The sequence below is a fragment of the Bacillus sp. AY18-3 genome (assembly GCF_008042305.1).
GTDB classification, from domain to species: domain Bacteria; phylum Bacillota; class Bacilli; order Bacillales; family Bacillaceae_G; genus Bacillus_A; species Bacillus_A wiedmannii.
This window is the reverse complement of record NZ_QKQR01000035.1, coordinates 13,196-32,506: the sequence shown is the minus strand read 5'-3', so window position 1 is coordinate 32,506 and position 19,311 is coordinate 13,196. Positions and strand designations below refer to the sequence as shown.

Annotated in this window: 15 protein-coding genes; 6 read left to right on the top strand and 9 right to left on the bottom strand. The window is 35.2% G+C overall.

Going from position 1 to position 19,311, the window contains the following annotated elements:
* Positions 1–411 precede the first annotated feature (411 nt).
* Positions 412–1,293 carry a CPBP family intramembrane glutamic endopeptidase gene (locus DM800_RS25160; RefSeq protein WP_147787873.1) on the bottom strand — a complete coding sequence of 294 codons (882 nt, stop codon included), beginning with the start codon at positions 1,291–1,293 and terminating at the stop codon, positions 412–414.
* A gap of 360 nt (positions 1,294–1,653) precedes the next feature.
* On the opposite strand from DM800_RS25160, the gene DM800_RS25155 reads away from it, so the two are divergent.
* From DM800_RS25155 to DM800_RS25145, 3 genes are all read left to right on the top strand, one after another.
* Entirely contained in the window at positions 1,654–2,979 is a 1,326-nt protein-coding gene (locus DM800_RS25155) for an erythromycin esterase family protein (RefSeq protein ID WP_147787872.1), read from the top strand.
* A 202-nt stretch (positions 2,980–3,181) separates the two neighbouring features.
* Positions 3,182–3,760, top strand: a complete 579-nt coding sequence (locus DM800_RS25150) for a sensor domain-containing protein (RefSeq protein ID WP_147787871.1) — start codon at positions 3,182–3,184, stop codon at positions 3,758–3,760.
* A 114-nt stretch (positions 3,761–3,874) separates the two neighbouring features.
* Positions 3,875–5,662, top strand: a complete 1,788-nt coding sequence (locus DM800_RS25145) for a helix-turn-helix transcriptional regulator (RefSeq protein WP_147787870.1) — start codon at positions 3,875–3,877, stop codon at positions 5,660–5,662.
* 223 nt (positions 5,663–5,885) lie between these two features.
* Here the strand turns inward: DM800_RS25145 and DM800_RS25140 are convergent, their stop codons facing one another.
* The 5 genes from DM800_RS25140 to DM800_RS25115 all read right to left on the bottom strand — a co-directional run bounded on the left by DM800_RS25140 (position 5,886) and on the right by DM800_RS25115 (position 13,583).
* A complete protein-coding gene (locus DM800_RS25140) occupies positions 5,886–8,276 on the bottom strand; it encodes a penicillin acylase family protein (RefSeq protein WP_147787869.1) in 2,391 nt (796 codons plus the stop codon).
* Positions 8,277–8,355: 79 nt separating this feature from the next.
* Positions 8,356–9,105: a DnaD domain-containing protein gene (locus DM800_RS25135; protein ID WP_147787868.1), complete on the bottom strand. Its 750-nt coding sequence runs from the start codon at positions 9,103–9,105 to the stop codon at positions 8,356–8,358.
* Between the two features lie 332 nt (positions 9,106–9,437).
* Positions 9,438–11,219, bottom strand: a complete 1,782-nt coding sequence (locus DM800_RS25125) for an S-layer homology domain-containing protein (protein ID WP_147787867.1) — start codon at positions 11,217–11,219, stop codon at positions 9,438–9,440.
* Positions 11,220–11,787: 568 nt separating this feature from the next.
* The gene (locus DM800_RS25120; protein WP_147787907.1) at positions 11,788–12,717 is read right to left on the bottom strand and encodes a phosphotransferase; all 930 of its coding nucleotides are present in this window, start codon (positions 12,715–12,717) and stop codon (positions 11,788–11,790) included.
* Between the two features lie 284 nt (positions 12,718–13,001).
* Positions 13,002–13,583 (bottom strand): TetR/AcrR family transcriptional regulator, encoded by a 582-nt coding sequence (locus tag DM800_RS25115; RefSeq protein WP_147787866.1) that lies wholly within the window; start codon positions 13,581–13,583, stop codon positions 13,002–13,004.
* A 224-nt stretch (positions 13,584–13,807) separates the two neighbouring features.
* On the opposite strand from DM800_RS25115, the gene DM800_RS25110 reads away from it, so the two are divergent.
* Positions 13,808–15,058, top strand: a complete 1,251-nt coding sequence (locus tag DM800_RS25110; RefSeq protein WP_147787865.1) for an MFS transporter — start codon at positions 13,808–13,810, stop codon at positions 15,056–15,058.
* Between the two features lie 144 nt (positions 15,059–15,202).
* Here DM800_RS25110 and DM800_RS25105 read toward each other — a convergent pair whose 3' ends face one another.
* Entirely contained in the window at positions 15,203–15,661 is a 459-nt protein-coding gene (locus DM800_RS25105) for a hypothetical protein (protein ID WP_147787864.1), read from the bottom strand.
* Between the two features lie 349 nt (positions 15,662–16,010).
* Here DM800_RS25105 and DM800_RS25100 point away from each other — a divergent pair, with 349 nt between their 5' ends.
* Positions 16,011–16,718: a DNA alkylation repair protein gene (locus tag DM800_RS25100; protein ID WP_147787863.1), complete on the top strand. Its 708-nt coding sequence runs from the start codon at positions 16,011–16,013 to the stop codon at positions 16,716–16,718.
* 99 nt (positions 16,719–16,817) lie between these two features.
* Here the strand turns inward: DM800_RS25100 and DM800_RS25095 are convergent, their stop codons facing one another.
* Positions 16,818–17,150 carry a DUF3895 domain-containing protein gene (locus DM800_RS25095; protein WP_087984191.1) on the bottom strand — a complete coding sequence of 111 codons (333 nt, stop codon included), beginning with the start codon at positions 17,148–17,150 and terminating at the stop codon, positions 16,818–16,820.
* Between the two features lie 397 nt (positions 17,151–17,547).
* Here DM800_RS25095 and DM800_RS25090 point away from each other — a divergent pair, with 397 nt between their 5' ends.
* Positions 17,548–18,648 carry an S-layer homology domain-containing protein gene (locus DM800_RS25090; protein ID WP_147787862.1) on the top strand — a complete coding sequence of 367 codons (1,101 nt, stop codon included), beginning with the start codon at positions 17,548–17,550 and terminating at the stop codon, positions 18,646–18,648.
* Positions 18,649–18,777: 129 nt separating this feature from the next.
* Here the strand turns inward: DM800_RS25090 and DM800_RS25085 are convergent, their stop codons facing one another.
* A complete protein-coding gene (locus DM800_RS25085; RefSeq protein ID WP_147787861.1) occupies positions 18,778–19,236 on the bottom strand; it encodes a VOC family protein in 459 nt (152 codons plus the stop codon).
* Between the last annotated feature and the right edge of the window lie 75 nt (positions 19,237–19,311).

Genomic DNA, 19,311 nt, shown 5'->3' with positions numbered 1-19,311 from the left:
ATCCAAATTAATAGTAGACATTAGACACTTATTTCACAGTAAATTGACCTCAAAATAATAGTTACTGCAATATCAGGATTTGTTTATTCTATAACAAAAGAAATGTCACTTAAGCATTCTTTGTATGCTACTTTTAATTAATATATATGACACCCTTAATTTTCCACTCTATTTTTAGTTAAGAATCAAAATACTGAAGCCAATGAAATTGTATTACATTGGCTTCAGTATTTCAGATTTAAAATTACGAATAAAAACAAAATAACGTTTAAACACCCTGTTTTCAATCGTGTGAAATTTAATCCTTATCGATACATATGACATTCGCACGTCCGATAAAAACCCTTAAAAAACAATCTGAGAGTCCGTTTTTCTGATTCACAATCATTTTTTAAAAATTTATGTGAAAAATCAATATTTAGTAAATCTTATTATCCGAGACACAATTATTGCCGTAATCAAGATAATAAGGGCGGTTATCAAGCCAGATTCTCCAATCCAAATCTCAGTTTGATACCCTGTACTTGCACGTGCGAAAGGTCCTTGAATAATAGCATTCCAAGTAGCATGGATAATAACCGAAGGCCAAATGCTACCTGTGATAAGTCGTAAACAAGCTGTAATATAACCAAATGGTACAATACAAAGATAGATACCCAGTACTGAAAGAACGGCAGATGGTCCCTCTACATATAGGCCAGCAACAACTATTGGAATATGCCACGTTGCCCAAATCAATCCACTAATAAGGATAGGCCGTGAAAACTCTGCATCGACTAGCCTTGTGAGCATATAACCTCGCCAACCCATTTCTTCTCCCAAAACTGGGATTAAGTTAAGCAAACTTCCGAAAATGCCGCTCAATACTACTAGATAAATGAAACTGAATGGTGCCGTTACATACTGAAGTCCAAGCATATTGTAGATTGGTTCTAACATACCACCTTCGGGATGCTGAAACCTCGCAATTCCGCTCAACCAGGCGATGGAATAAGTAATTCCACAAATAATTATAGGAATTAGCAGAGCAAAACCGATCCCCTTCCATATCTTTAAGTTACCGAGACTAAAAGATACATCTTTAAACCCTTCTTTCAGTATTATGCGAGTCAAAATAGAAGAAATTGCTGGGGTAAACATATATACCACAATAAGCGGCATACTTTTCGTAATTATTACTAATACATTTAAGATAATAGAAGTAATGATTAAAATACTCAGAAAGAGTTGAAGTCCTATTTTAGCACGTTGGATTTTATCTTTATTGTGGAACGATTTTGCGTGTAATATCATTGTAATCCGCCCTTCCCCTTTCATTCACTTGTTTATCGAATTTACTTCTTGTCATTTCCACAGACACAACTTAGAATAAAAATATTTTTGTATACAGATTCATTCATCTTTAAAACCCCTCCCCAATTTATAGTCTAGTCTTACTTACGACTCATCAAGGTAATTATTATTTATAAGTTGTCATAGCCGATAGTACAGAAGTGTAATGATTAGCATATGACCTGTGTCAATTAACCTTATGACAATATGTAACTAGAAAATATGATATGGAATAAATAACAATTGGATTAAGGCAATTGATTCGTGCAAGTACAATGAATCAATCTTGCTTTTACAAATAATTCAATTGAGGTGGAAAAAATGAATAAGAAAAGAATAATTGCAATGGTTAGTACAGCTTTATTAGTCACAGGATGTGTAGAAGTAGGAAAGGCTCAAACAGTAGCAGTCGAAAATTCAGGTCAATCAATACAAAAAAATATAGTTAAATCAATACAATCACAGGCTTACCCATTAAAAACGATAGAGCCGTCAAAATCATTTGAGGATTTAAAACCACTTAAGAAAATGATTGGGAGCGCACAATATGTAGGCTTAGGAGAGAATACTCATGGAAGCTCTGAAATTTTCACTATGAAGTTTCGCCTTGTGAAATATTTAGTTACTGAGATGGGTTTTACAAATTTCACAATGGAAGAAGATTGGGGAAACGGCTTAAAACTAAATGAATATATCCAAACAGGAAAAGGAAACCCTAGGGAATTTTTAAACTTGTTATATCCTACTGATGAAATTATAGCCATGATTGAGTGGATGAAAGATTATAATGCTGATCCATCCAATAAAAAAAAGATCCAATTTATTGGGCTCGACTTCAAGGAGTTGGACCAAGGTTGCTTTAATAAAGTAATTGATTATGTAAGGCTGCATCGACCAGATTTGCTGGCAGAAGTAGAAGAAAATTATAAAGAATTGTCGGCTTTTAATGGAGGTTTACAGGAATATATGGACCTTGCTCCTGAAATAAAGGAAAAGTTCAAAGCAAACGCTGAGAGAGTAGCCCAATTACTAAAAGATGAGAATGGGCAAGCCAAAACAGAATTAGTTTCACCCGAGTACATCTGGGCGAAAGCAACGGCAAGTGTAATAGAGAAATTTACCACAATGCTAATTCCTAACGACTATCCAAGTATGTTAAAGCTACATGAGCAATACTTGGCCGATCATGCAATGTGGGTACAAGAGACATTGGGTGGTAAAACGATGGTATGGGGACACAATATTCATATAGCTAAAGGAATTATCGATGAGAAATTATACCCTTACGTTGCGGGGCAGTATTTAAAGGAACGTTTAGACAATAATTATGTCACAATTGGCAGTACAACTACGGAGGGGAATTTCACCTTATACAACGACACCGGAGATAAGATTATAACGGATCCGATTCCACAAGATGTAAATAGTTTCAATTATACCCTCGGAAAAGTACCATATAAAATGTTTTTATTGGATAACCGTCACCTTAAAGGACCAGCAGAGAAATGGGTTCAAGCAAAAAGACCATTACTAAGTATAGGAGCACGACTCTTACCGAACGAATCGGCATACTTTGATACGTCATTGCTTGAGCAATTTGATATTATGTTTCATATTCGAAAAACAAGTCCATCTCATATTAAATAAAAGTACAAAACAATCCCTTCTTGCATCTGCAAGAACGGGATTGTTTTATGGAGATTAATATAAGCATCTTTTTTAACCAGAAGTAGGTTACTCTCCCCTTTTTATCATCATTTAGAAATGTCATATGACACTTTTACACTAGTGAGAATGACAAAAAAAGCAGTACAATTCGGTTATTACATAGATAGGAGCGATGAACTTTATGAAATCAAGATTCATCCAGAATGGTTATTTTTTATTGCTAACTTTCGTTACAGGATTGTTTTATTTTTGTTTTTATCTAATAGCTCTGCTATTCAGTTTCACCCTTTCATTTACGGTAATTGGGATTCCACTAGTTATACGTGTACTACAGACTACTACACCTTTTATCCAATTCGAGCGCATACAGACGAAAATTTATACAGATATTTCAACAGACTCTTATGATAAAAGTATAACAATAGATACATCGAACTGGACTCAGGTGAAATTAGTGCTTACTGATCGTCGCACTTGGTCTGCTGTCTATTGGTTAATGCAGAAATTTGCGATTGGCATTTTTAGTCTCATTAGTGCAACCATTTTTTATGTAATGCCACTTATGTTCCTGTTAGCACCACTACTATATCGCTACATTGAAATGAATATCATATTCATACAGATAGATACGTTTGCCAAGTCACTCTTTGTAATGTTTATGGGTATAGTATTTACCGCCATAAGTATTAAAATAGTAGATGGTTTAACAAAGAAAATTGGGGGCTATACACGTAGCATGATTCGGCAACTAAATCGATAGAAGTTTGCCTTCTGTAAGAGAATTGCAGTGTAAAATTAAAAAGTTTAACAATGTATGAAGGATTAATTTATAATATAGGAAGTAAAAAGGTAGGCTATTTAGGGGGTAAATAACTTGTTAGATATGGTTAAGTATTGGGTTTGGTACGATTGGATTATGTTAGGAGTCCGTATACTTGTTAGTGTCTCTATCGCCATAACCACATTAGATTTTCAGGATAGTTTAACATTGCCACTTTGGATTATTATTCTTTGGGAAATTATTGCCTTCTCTGTTCCATGGGTAGCCTTACTATTCAATTATAAATATTATTTGTTCACAGAAATACTGCTATATGGTGGACTGTGTATATATTTAACTTCTTTATTTCCGGGAGCTAACGTTACATTTCTTATATCGGCTTTTCTGATTGCTGCGAATAGTCAGCATTTATCCTATTATTGGACAGCTCCAACAACAGTTTTTATAACAACTGGAATTTTCTATGCGGTTGCGCCAAGTAATAGCTATTGGATTATGGTTACCTACTATGGACTTGCTTATGTAATGGGCTTCGCTTTCCATTTATTAATCGTCAATCATAAGCAAAATGAAGCGATTCGTAAACAAAACGCGGTACTTGAGCAATATATGTCTCAGATTGAACGCATTACACTGGCAGAAGAACGGAACAGACTGTCGAGTGAGCTTCATGATACAGTTGGTCACGCTTATACTTCTATTATTATGGGGATGGAAACGTTGCGTACCGAACTTGCTACTGAAATGGGTATACAGAGGCTAGATTCTCTGCTTGAAATGGGACGGAAAAGCATCGAGGACGTGAGAGGTTACCTACATCAAATGGATTCTCCGTGTCAATCGCCTTCCTTGATTCAATCTCTACAAAATCTTGGAGCCGAATTTCAGGAGCACGCTCAGGTAAATGTAAGTTTTAGGACATTCGGAGAGGAATATCAACTATCTCGGCAAGCAAAGATCGCATTCATTCGTTGCTTACAAGAGTCCCTTACGAACGCAGTACGTCATGGTCAGGGGACTGAAATTATAGTTTCATTGCAGTTTGACGAACAATATACGAGGTTAGAAGTTCAAGATAATGGAAAAGAAAATGTAGAATGGCAGGAAGGCTTCGGTATGAATGCGATGAAAGAACGGGCAATGAATTTGCAAGGTCATTTGTCTGTATATACAAAGCCAGAGGAAGGAATGCTTGTTACATGCACCATACCGCGACAAACTGAAATAAAAGATGGACTTATTCGTTTGTTAATTGTAGACGATCAGCCATTTGTTCGGGAAAGTTTGAGGACACTACTCGATAGATATGAAGATTTACATGTAGTCGGCTTGGCTGAGGATGGCAATCAAGCCATCGATTTGTGTGGGCGCCTTCAACCCCATGTTATACTTATGGATTTAGATATGCAGCACATGGATGGAATCGAAGCAACCAAAAAGATTAAGCAACAATGGCCACATATCCGCGTATTGATTTTTACAACGTTTCAAGATACCGAACAGGCATTGGAATCACTTCGCAACGGTGCGGATGGTTTTTTACTTAAATCTATTGAAACGTTGGAGCTAGCTAATACGATCCGACTTATTCACAAAGGTGGGACACTAATTGATCAGGGAATGTCTCACAAAATATTTGAGAAGTTTGATGTGCAAAAAGAGACACCACAATCAAAAGCAACCGCTTATGAGCTAACAGCTAGGGAGATAGAAATATTGCAGCTAGTAGCAAAAGGCCTTCGATACACTACCATAGCATCAAGGTTATATTTATCGAGTGGTACGGTCAGAAATTATGCTTCCACAGCTTATACAAAGCTAGGAGTCCGTAACAAAGAAGAAGCCGTTCAAAAGGCTCTAGAAATTGGAATTATTGAATAACAAAATGTTTCGCGGTGTATAAAAATGAGCAACTGTAACAGAGTAAATAAGGCCCGTTATCGTATAAGTAAATGTTAAAACACTTACTGTTTTGTCATAATAAAATTATTGAATCTTATCCTATAAAATAGCCTACTATCCACTTAACTGATAGTAGGCTTTTAAAATCATTTAAGAACTGGGTTATATTCTAATTTATAATTTTTAATCAGTGGAAATATTATCACTTCGGCTCTAAAGTTAACACTTTCCCCTCTATCCCCTCCGTATTCAATGTAGTCGTATGATACGTTCCATTTACCCAATCATCTATTTGATCATGGTACCAATCGCTTCTAAAATGTCCCGATTGTCCCGGTCCTACAATATGATAACCGTTTGACATATCTTTTGTATCAATAACAAATCTCCAAGAAGCTCCGTGATTTACAATACCATTTTCTCCGTAACTCGCTGCTTGAACGGTAACTTGGCTTCCGCCGATTGGAATTGGTTTTTCACGATTAAATGCAAGTAGTGCTAGCATACTAGATGATTTTGAAATTGGATGTGTGAACGCCAGTTGATGGTAATCGCCCCACTTCCACTCCGCAACATCAGAGCCATATTCCTTCTGTAATTTCTTCATTACATTTTCATACGATGTATGCACAACTTTCGTGAATCCTCCGTACTTCGTAAACCAAGCGCCGTTTTCTCCTGCTACTTCTTTTCGAATCAATTCATCAACAACTTGTGACTTCCCTTCAAATAACTCCATCACATCTTTCGGTATTTCTTTTGAAAATAACGTATTTGAAATCTCTTTCATTAACAAATGGAATATTAATGGTGCCGCTTCATCTTTACTATCGTAAAAATTCCACTTTGTTAATTGTTTTACGCCTTCTTTCTCTACTTCATTTAAAGATGCTTTATTTAACTCTTTTAAAAATATAGGGGCAAATTCTTTCCCGTATAAATTTTTTTGATCCATCTGTAACTCTTCTAAATCTTTCACCGTATACTTTTCTTTCTCTTGTAAAAATTCTTGAATACGCATTTGCCTATATGGCTGTGCCCACGTATTACTAATATGGTACGGATAATTATCATCCACAATTTTATTATTCGCAGTTGAAATAAACCCTTGTTTTGGATTTATTACTTTTGGAAGTTGATCATATGGGATATACCCTTCCCATTCATATTCATTTGTCCACCCTGGCACTGGCAAACTTCCATCACCTTTTTTACGCACTGGTATATTTCCATTCGCTTTATACGCAATTGTGCCGTCATTTGATGCAAATACAAAGTTTTGAGTTGGAGTATGAAAATCTTGAAGTGCCGTTTCAAACTCATTCCAATCTTTCGCTTTATTCATATTTAATACAGCCTTTAATTCAGCGGAAGGCTCCAAAGCAGTCCATTTCAAAGCGAATACAGTTTTCGTTTTCTCTTTCCCTTTATCCGCAAACCCTGAAATAACTGGACCATGCCTCGTAACCGTCACATTATACGGAATTGTTTTCCCGCCTTTTACTTTAATAGATTCATCAACAACTGTAGCTTTTTCCCACTTATCGTTATACAAAAATTCATTTTCATTATTAGGATTTCGCTTCTCAATATATAAATCTTGCACATCAGGACCTGTATTCGTAACGCCCCATGCTATTTTGTCATTGTGACCTAATATAACACCCGGTACTCCAGCGAAAATAACACCACTCACATGTAAATCTTTCATTTCGAGTTGCGATTGATACCAAATTGAAGGCGTCGCAAGAGATAAATGAGGATCATCCGCTAAGATTGGCTTACCAGACGCACTTTTCTCACCGCTTATGACCCAATTATTACTACCATTAAACTCTGGAGGAATGATCGTTTTTGCAAAACTTTGTGCTACGTCCACATTTGTATTTTTCAGTTCAGCTAGCAATCTAGGCGCATCTTTCGGATATGTAGGAAATAGCTCATTTGCTTGCTCTTTCGGCAAATTTTTCAGCGCCCAATATCGAAACGCCTGTCCGTGCCAATGTCCACCTAAATCAAACGCCATATACTTTCCAATCGTTAACGTATCAACAATAGACCATTCAGCAGGCTCATATCCTAATATAGTAAACTCAACTGGCAATTTCTTTTCCTCTTTCGCCTCGCGTATAAAAGCGTTCACCCCATCAGCAAATGACTGCAGGGCATATTTCGCTTCCCCGTCATATTGACTAACAGACGCTTCGGCTGCTCGTCGTAAACCGAGTGTTCGAAACAATTTATCTCGATCAACAGCTGCTTCCCCTACAACTTCACTCAACATCCCAGAAGCTTGCCTTCTACTTAAATCCATTTGAAACAAACGATCTTGCGCTTGTACATACCCTTGCGAAAAATATAAATCATGTGCATTTTCCGCTTTAATATGCGGTACCCCTTTACTATCCCGCTTTACCTGAACAGCATGTTGTAAATCCTCTAGTTTTATCGTCCCATCTATCTTTGGCACAGAACTCAGCGTATATATGTTCAAAAAAATCACTGTACAAATAACTAACAAAAGAACGATACTACTAGACCAAATAAAAATTTTCTTACCTCTAGTTCGTTTCTTCTTTATGACGACTTCCATATAACCCCTCCTTTCTCAAACTATTCGCTTCTATTTTGAAAGAACCTTTTAGAATAGGAAAAATCCATCTTTTCTTATGCTATGGATCATGTAAACAGACTTCTCCTTCCTTTCTTCCACTGAAATCTCCCCGCCCTTTCTTACACCAATTCCTCAAAATCCCCTTCACATAAGCAAACGTTCGCTTATTCTGTTCAAACGCAACCTTCAGAACCTCTAATACTCTCTCTCCTGAAACTTTTTGTATCCACTCTTTCAATTCCTTCACGATATATGGAGATAGATTACTTATATGTTGTTCGTAAAACTTATAAACTTCACTATGCGAAGTATCCTCTTCTATCTCTTCTTCTATCTCTTCTTCCTTCTCCTCAGCAACTTCTTGTAAACTACTATTTTCCTCTTCTTTCGGCATACCAAAATGCTGCAATAACAATGGAATCTTCCATTCTTCTTCAAGACATTTACGTAAAAACATATGTATGAACTCTTTATTTTTTACAGTCTTTAACTCACGTAACACACACTTTTCTACATTCATATTTAAAATAGGGTTATAGTGTAGCCAATTTAGTATGTATAACTCTTTCGTTTCCGCATCGTATAAAATCTTACCGTATTCTACAAATCTATTTAATAGCTTCTCAACAGTCTCCATACTGTACCCTGTTTCCAGTTCTGCTAAACGTTTCGGCAATACGTAAATTCCACATTGCTTTGTTTTCGTACCAGTTAACAAATATATATAAAAATAACGCTCCTCTGGCGTTAAATCTAATATGAATTCATCTTGCCAAAAGTTCACCTGCACATTACGGTACACCGCCATATATTTCCCTCCTCCTTTTATTCATAAAAAGGCAGAATTCACCCCTTCAATATACATATAGGAATGAGGGCTTTGTTTTTGCATTTGAATTCCAAATTTTTTTAACTACTACAACGCCGGTTTTATTTTTTCGCGCTTTTTTGTTCTTGTAGTTGTTTTTGTTTTTGTTTTTTCTTAGTGATTTATTACTTGGTAGGTGCTTATGAGGGGCTTGGAAGGGGCTTCATAGGGGCTAAAATAAAAAGGAGCTGTTCCAAATTTTCATTTTGGATAGCTCCTTTAACATCCTTATTACTTTTTCTTGCATCAGTACAAACTTTTACATACCATTTTTATTTTTGCATAGAGTCTAACATCTTCACTAAAAAGGCAGCTGCCTCACCACGAGTTGTTGTCCCTTTAGGATTAAACTCATTATTTCCAACACCTGTAACTACCTTTAAGCTATATAACCGCTGAACTGGCTGTTTGTATGTAATCAAATGTTGATCTGTAAATGGTAATGCGACTAATTTACCTGTAACACCTTTATACTGTAATGCGTTGTCAATCATGATAGATGCTTCTTCACGTGTGATAGATGCGTTAGGATCAAAAATCCCTCCGCCACGACCGTTAATAATTCCTGCACTTGCACTACGTTTAATACCGCTATGAAGTGATGGATGCGCTTTGTTAATATCTACAAATGACTTATTTCCTTCTGGTAGCTTTAGAGCATTTGAGATTAATGTCGCAAACTCAGCTCTCGTTACATTACGATAAGGCGCAAATACACCATTTCCTTCACCGTGCATAATTCCTAGGCTGTTCAGCTTACGAATATGCCCTTCAAACCATCCACCTGTAATATCATCTTTTGGTTGTTGCACTTCTTTATTTGGCACATTATAGTTTATCTTAATCCAACTTGGGTTATAGAAAATCCACTCATCATTACCTATTTTATACCAACCATTTTTAACTGCTAACACTTTGTAACGATCTCCGTTTGAAGCTTTACGAACAATATGATGCTCAAGTCCTACGCCACTACGTACGTTTATACCGTCACCATTCACTACAAGCTCCATATTAGGTTCAGCTGGATTATATTCATTTGAATCAAATAGCTCATCTCTTTCTTGTAAAGGCGAGTCAATTTGCGCATTAACATTTGCATACCATTGAATACCTTGTACGAAGCCAGTCCAATTCCCACGCGAAATTAAAATATCAGGACAGTTTTTTCCGCTCCATTGTTGATGCCTGTAAATGTGATCCGCACTAATACCTTCTTTGTTCATTAAATAACCTGCAAGTCTCTTTGCATTCTCTAACGCTTTATTGTAATCTCCATCTTGGTTAACTGAAATTTCGATACCGATAGACTCTCTATTTCCTGAGCCATCGCCATCTCCTGCATGCCATCCATTTTCATTTGTTGGTAAGTGCTGATAAATTTGTTTGTCGTCTACAGTAAAATGCCATGAAGCTGTTCGGAACGTACCTTCCGTTGCTTGTTTATACAAATATTTCGCATGATTTTCAGCATTCGCACCACGGGCTGTGTTTGCAGTCTCATGAATTGTAATGTAGCGTGCTTTCATCGGATTAGCAGGGCGAATATCAGGATTTCCTGCTGGAACAATCCACTCTACAAATGGAGTACCTGCAAGTGTTCCATATTTCTTTGTAGTCATCGATGCACTATACTGAATGGCTCTTGGCTTTTCAACCGGCTTCATTTCACGAGTAGAGCCATCATTTTTACCGTCTACATGTTCAAATGCCTTTTCAATGTTTGAAATAGCTTCATCTTCTGCTACTTGACCTTTTTTAGCTTCCTTCATTTTATTTAGTTCTTCTGTTTCATCATGTTTATGCTTATATTCTTCTAGAAGTATTTTCTCGTTTTCTGATACTTCTGCTTCGTTAATTTGCATGTGATCAGGAGTTTCTAGATTGAAATTCGAATAACTTAATCCGCTCGTTCCACGTTCCCCTTGTGCGATACGAAGTTGATCTGTTTGAAGGTTTTTGCTCTCTTCTGCTGATATCGCTAAAGGTGCACTCCCTAACATTACTAAACTTGTTGATAGTGCAATTACTCTTTTTTTTATAATTTTATTCATTGCTGTAATCGATATCTACATTGTTCGTGTAAATACCTCAACCTCCCTTTCTATTCTCACTCGTGAAAGACTATGAATCTACTATGTACTTGTAACAAAACTTTTTCATCACCTATGTATATTCATCCTTTTATACATGCTTTCATTTTATCCCAGCAGGTGAATGATAGTTTCTATAAAATCCCTTAACAGACATTATTTTATAACCAATTGCAATCGCCGTCAAAAACACTTATCCCCTTTACTTTAAAAAGAAAATCCGCCTTCGCCCACTACTTCTCAAAAAATAAATTAGGATACCTTTTACTGATTCTTCAACAAGAAGGACCTTTATGATTTTTCATAACTATCATGTATCTATTAAATTACTGTAAGTTTTATTCAACAATATCGCTGGATTGCGGAAGATCATTTCTAGTTACATTTGTATTTAAAAGATTTTTTTCTTAAAGAAACATGCTGTTAGCCAACCATGAAACAGAGTTTCACCACAGGAAATGTAAGAAAATCACTTTCTAACATGGTAGTTTTGTCGTTATAAGGAAAGATAATATTTAACTTAAAGACATCACCCTTCAATAAAACGCTGTGTACAATGGGAATGGTGATCAGTTAGATCTTTTGCAAATTGTTGATTTGGAAACCCTCTGTGAAGCAATCTCAAGCCGCCTGAAGTTAAAGATATATGATGATGGAACCGATAAAATAACATCCTGTTGGGATCAAGAGTATCATTCTTTAAATATCGATAATAATCCCCAAATCGAAACTGTAAAAAACTGTGCTCATGCTCAATATCAAAGAACTTGGCTCCTTCGATATCAATCAAATAAGGTTCTAGTTTGTCATCAATTAATACATGATCTGGGCCTAATTCCCCATGTATAAATCCATATCGATTTCTTGGCTCAATTTTTGATTCAAGCTTGTACAATGTATCGAGTAGCTTGCTATGACTTGCCTTGATGCTGTCAATATGTTGGGATGCGTAATCTAAATCTTTTTTTGCATGCTTCATTTGCAAGTGATGGCATTTTTCCGTGTTGACTCCACTTTGATTCGCTTTCCCATAAGTATTTCTCTCATTGGCATGCATACCTGTCAGCATATCTCCTATCCGCTGAAACACTTTATCTTTTACATATGAATCCGTATGTTGAAAATACACTTCTGCCTTTTGTCCATTTACATATTCAACGAGAGCATAATCATAAGGATAACGGCTTCTTTCCTTATTCAGATCATATAGAATGGGGGTTTGAATTCCCTGTTGGATTAAATACTTGTTATTTAATTCAAATAAATCACTACTATAGGATTGCTCATGTATATCTCCGTTTGCTATTTCTTCTTGAAAATAATTCATGGTAAGATCCCACACATATAGAACGCTGGAAAATCCATTGCTGCAGTCAATCTTATAGACTACCTTTTGTGCACCGCCATGCATTTTCGTTACATTAGAAACCAAATAACTAGTACCAAATACCTTTTGCATATACTCCTGTAAATCAGATTGATCAAGGTGACAAGTGTTTCCCAATGAATAACACCCCCTTTATATAGTTTTGCTATCAACCAAACTATATAAAAAATCTAACCCCAAATATAGACTGTTTATTAATAATTTGTTATGATGTTGAATGAAGTCTCAAAAAAATTATTATATATAAATCCATTGGATCTCCAATGGATTTTTTTGATGAATTCATTCTTACTTCTCAAATAACACGCCACGTAAAACCTTAAAATGTATTACATTGAAACATACTTCTACAATTATTATTTTACTAACGATACTATTATCGATATCGAATTATCTATAACGGAACGTTCTGGGCGTGATTTCATTAACACTGTTAATCCAATTAAGGACGTGACTAATGTTTGCGCTAATGCTTTAGCGTTCAAATCATTTTGCAGTTCACCTGATCGTATTCCCTTCGTAATTAATTCTTGAAAAATAACTGCAAGATACATTTGATGTTCTCTAGTCAGTACTTCAAATTTTTCATTATGAGGAGCAAGTTCAACCATTGTGTTAATACAAAAACAACCTTTACTGAACTCTTTTTTATATTCCTCTTCCACTATATTTTCAAAAAACGTCCGAATTGCTTCTTTTACAGATTGTTCGTTTTGAAGTTTTGTTCGTATATTAGCCGCATGTAAATTTGTGTATCTCCTTAATGCTGCTTCAAATAACCCCTCTTTATCACCAAAGGCTGAATATAAACTCGGCTTTTGTATTCCCATTTTTGCAGTTAAATCGCTTAATGAAGTAGCTGCGTATCCCTTCTCCCAAAAAAGTTGCATAGCAGCATCCAAAGCTTTTTCTTCATCAAATTCGCGTAGTCGTGCCATTTAAAACAATCTCCTTTCTACATCTAGTTATTAAGATTACACATCACCATTTGTGTACCAATCAGTATAGTATATATCGTATTAAATTATAAACGATGTGTCAAAAAATCACATTAAATTCAAAATAAACTTGACATATATGTTTCTTCAAGATTATATTTTACTTATAAAATAACATACCGTTCGGTACGTTATTTTTAACAATACAAAAAGGAGCTGATTTTATGAATAGTAAAGAAAAAATGATGACCATTCGAAAACATACTCACACTCATATACATTCACCTGTTCATGCAACAATGTCTCGTTATATGACTCTATTATTCGCAATAGCTTGCGGAATGGCTGTGGCAAATATATATTTCGCTCATCCACTTCTTGATTCTTTATCAAATGAATTTAAGATTAGTCATTCAACTATCGGTAGTGTAATTACTATTACTCAAGTTTGTTATGCACTTGGATTACTTTTATTAGTTCCACTTGGTGACTTATTAAACCAAAAGAAACTTATTATTGCTCACATGCTTTTATCCGTTTTTGCTTTAATTATAATCGGATGCGCTTCCTCAAGCACCGTACTTTTTATAGGTATGGCCTTAGTAGGAATTCTTGCAACTGTTACGCAAACACTTGTCGCATATGCATCAATTTTAGCTAATCCAGCAGAACGTGGACGCATAGTAGGTTTCGTTACAAGTGGCGTTGTAATAGGTATACTCCTTGCTCGTACATTTGCAGGCACATTAACAGATTTAGCTGGATGGCGATCCGTTTATCTCACCTCTGCTATCCTTTTACTCTGCGTAACTTTTTTGTTACACCGAAATTTACCTACTCTTGAACATAAAAAAGTGACAACTCTATCTTACCGAAAATTAATATACTCTGTTTTCTTATTATTTATAGAAGAACGACTTTTACGCATTCGCGGAATATTAGCATTGCTTATTTTCACTTCATTCAGTATTTTATGGACTTCTTTAGTATTGCCCCTAAGTGCTACACCACATAATCTTTCACATACAGCTATTGGTGCGTTCGGTCTTGCTGGAATGGCGGGTGCATTAGCTGCTACTAAAGCTGGACAATTAGCTGATAAAGGTTTAGGCCAAAGAACAACTGGCATAGCCTTATTATTATTAGTACTTTCATGGCTCCTAATTAAATTTATAAACCACTCTCTATTATTACTAGTTTTCGGCATTATCCTTCTAGATTTAGCTGTGCAAGCTGTACATGTCACCAATCAAAGTATACTGTTCACAGTGCGTCCCGAAGCAAGAAGTCGACTCACTGCCAGTTACATGATTTTTTATTCCATCGGTAGTGCAACAGGTGCAATTCTTTCAACAAATATGTATGCAAAATATGGTTGGGATGGAGTATGTATATTAGGTGTATCTGTTAGTGCTTGTGCTCTTTTATTTTGGATAATAACCTTACGGCGATCATCACAGCTGAACAAAGAATAATTCATTTATGATTAATACGTGTTTTTCTACAAGACTATAAAATGGCATTTATTTTTTAACACAAATCAACGGCATTTTCATATAAAAAATGCCGTTGATTCACAATTTCATGATAAGGGACCCTATACTATCGAAATACATCTATTACAAATTCCCTTTAACGTTTTCAACAATCTCGTTTATCGTATTTCGATCAAACTTATCACTAATTTCGTATGGCTCACGATCTCCTACTAATTGTACGCCTACAATATCATTGCGATCCTTACCATATTGCACTTCAATAATGGATCCACGCTCTATTTGTTTCCAAACGAGACCTGCTTCATCTTTATTACCTAAAATAATACAATCCTCAATATTTTCATCAATCCCAATTAACTTGTTATCATCCATATATCCAACCTCGTATTGTTGACGTTCTTTCGCTTTTCCGTTTACTAATATACCTTTGCTTCCATATGAGTAATCCGTATAATCCTTTTTCTCCGATTGTACCGCTTTCGGCTCTTTTGCTTCAGTTTTTTCAGTATTTCCACAACCCGCAACCATACCAATTGGTATAATTGCAGTTAATACTACTCTAGTAAATTTCTTTATCACTTATAACCAACCTCACATGTTTAATTTTAAATTCTATTTATTCCCTTTTCGAATAATAACATGATAATACCGAGAAAGAGCCAAAGGTAAAATATTATTTTCATCCCAACAATCTATGTAAAAAGCTATACTTCTGTATTTCCTTCCCGTCTACTTTCATATAGTACCCTTACAATTATAGATAGCTAGACTTTCAAAATCACTAACTGAATTATCGATAAATTATAGAAAGTAGACATCCTACTCACATAAGATTTAAAATTAGGAAGTATGGAAAACATGATAAAAAAGTTAAACTAGATGATCGCAATTAAAATGATTTTTATATGAAGGAAGGAAGTGCACAGCTATGGATTTAAAAACAGTTATGCAAGAGCTTGAATCCCTCGGTAAGGAAAGAACGAAAAAAATATACATATCTAACGGTGCGCACGAGCCAGTTTTCGGCGTAGCTACAGGCGCTATGAAACCAATCGCTAAAAAAATAAAATTAAACCAAGAGTTAGCTGAAGAACTGTATGCGACAGGCAACTACGATGCTATGTATTTTGCAGGCATTATTGCAGATCCGAAAGCTATGAGTGAGTCTGATTTTGATCGCTGGATAGACGGAGCATATTTTTATATGTTGTCCGATTATGTGGTGGCAGTAACTTTATCAGAATCAAATATTGCACAAGATGTTGCTGATAAATGGATTGCAAGTGGAGACGAGCTACGAATGTCAGCGGGCTGGAGTTGCTACTGCTGGCTTTTAGGAAATCGCAAAGACAATGAGTTTTCTGAAAGCAAAATTTCCACTATGCTTGAAATGGTAAAAAATACGATTCATGATTCACCAGAACGAACAAAATCCGCTATGAATAATTTTCTAAACACTGTAGCAATTTCATATGTGCCACTACACGAAAAGGTAGTCGAGATTGCAAAAGAAGTTGGTATAGTTGAAGTAAAACGTGATAATAAAAAAAGCAGTTTTCTAAATGCTGCAGGGAGTATTCAGAAAGAACTTGATAGAGGCAGACTTGGTTTCAAACGTAAGTATGTAAGATGTTAAAAAAGAAAAAGGTGGTATCAATCTTTCTTGATTGATACCACCTTTTTCTTTGACTACTGAACTCTCTTCTTAGAAAACATTCATTTACCTCTGGACAACTTATATGTTAGAAACTTCTTCTTTTAATTTATAAACCCTATCTCTTTTCTCATCGCTTTTGACAAAAATAAGCTTTCCTTCTTTAACAAAATCTTCTAATACTAAGCATACTTGTCCATATGCTTTCGGCTTATTCGTTGTGAATCTTTCATCTGATATTTTGCCGGATCGTATTAATTGTTCACATAGCTCAAGTGTACTTATTTCTTCAGAATCCACTAATTCCAATATATCTTTTTGCAATGGCGATAAAGGTACTGGTATATCAGCTACCTCCACCTTTTCTGGTTTGTTTTCTTCTTCAAATAAATCTTCAAATGAAATTTGATTCATTACTTCTTTTCCTTTCTAACGATTGATTTGTATAACATGAACTGAATTCTATAGCGTAGTTATTATTATGTAGTACTTACCTTATTACGTAAATGTCAAACTCATGTACATCGTTTCATATAGTATGTTTCGATTATACCAAATATACGTTCTGTTTTCTATTACAGATTGGAAAGCAGAATGTTTTACTGTATATACCATTATTAAATAGAGCTGAATATCCATTATCCAAATATTACATTTTCAGTTATATTATCAAAAATTTATCCATATTGCGGAAATAAATGACAAATAATTATAATTTACATGTTATAATTACGATGCATGCATTTAGTTATATTAAATGTGTAATACGTATATTTAATAAAGTTAAATTAAACTGGGGAGGCTTGCGCAAATGGGCAAGAAAACAAGCAAAGCTAAAAAATTTTTCGGTTTCATAATCACTGCAGCATTAGCAACTACAACGATGGTAGGTACAGTAAATGGAGAAACAACTACGAAAACAAACGGTAATGAAAATAGCTATAAGGTAGCTAGCAATGCGAACGTTGTATTTACAGATGTACCAAAGGACCACTGGTCAAAAGATGCTATCGATTACTTAGCGTCAGCAGGAATTTATAAAGGATACGGAAATGGGAAATTTGGTTTTGGGGACAATGTTACTAGAGGACAGGTAGCTTCTTTAGTCAATCGACATTTAGGTTTAATAGCAGATGATAAACAGGCGAATATGTTTAGTGACATTACAAATCATATGTTTGAAAAGGATATTAAAGCCATTGCGCAAGCTGGAATTATGAAAGGTGATGGATCAGGTACATTTCGTCCAGATGATGTATTAACTCGATATGAAATGGCAGTAGTGTTACAAAAAGCATTTCATTTAGAATCAAAAGGACAAGGGAGCTTTAAAGATGTACCAAAAGGTCATTGGGCCTATGAATCTGTAAATGCAGTGCGTAGTAACCGTATAGCACAAGGTGACGAATCAGGTAATTTTAATGGCAACATGATTGTGAAGCGTGAGCAATATGCACAATTTTTCTATAATGCAATAGCAAAGAACCGATCTTATAATTTCAACATCAATACAAAAGAAGAAATGAAACAAATGTTAACAACAGCTTTACAGAATGGGACGTTTGGTCCATTTAAATTAGATGCACTAGGTAAAGATATATCTGAAGTGAAAAAAGAATTTGGAGCGCCTGATGTTTGGAAGCAAGCTTCATGTACAGAATGTGATGCACCTAATATAGCGGTATACGGCGATTATAATATTGACATGTACCCTTCGGACGCAAGACATATATGGGTAAAAATGGATATGACTATCAATGAATTAAAAGAGTGGTTTGGTGAACCCGATGAAATCGGAGGGGATATGACTAGCGAAGGCTTTATATATAATCGAGGAAGCTATTATCTTTATTTCAGCTTCTCTGATGGTTATATTCAACGCGCTGAAATATCTAATCATGAATATAATTAATAAGTTACAAACAATATAAATATATAAAGCATAAAAAATCCTTCAAGAACATGCCTTTTCTTGAGGGATTTTATTTGTGTCTATCTATTTAACATAATACAAAGCTATAAAACTCCTACTGATTAAACTTTATTTTTCTTGATGCTCCGCTTTCCATTCACTTAAATACGTTGCATATTCTAGTTTATCTGGATCATCATGTAACATAGAAATAAACTCTAATTTATTTCCATCACAATCTAGAAAATATACACTTGCAGCTGGCATCCACCTTTGGACAATTGGTTCTCGATTTCCTTTCCCTTGACTCCCTACTACCTCTATTCCACGCTTCTCTAGCCATAATTTAGAAATCTTTAAAAACTCTAAATCTACACGAAAAGCGAAGTGTTTCGTCTCAAACTCTTCATTCGTATGTACTTCCCATAATCCGAGCATTTGCTCTTTATTTTCGCCTATCCAAAAGAACGCAACTCGTCTTTCCGATAATTTTTTTGCTACTGTTAAGCTTAACTTATTTTGATAAAAATCTATCGCCTTTTCTAAATTTCTTACATGTAAATGAGTTTCATATATGCTTTGTATCATTATATATTTCCCTCTCCTCTACATTCTGATTTTTAAAATATATTTTGTTTTTATCATACAAATATTTATATTTTT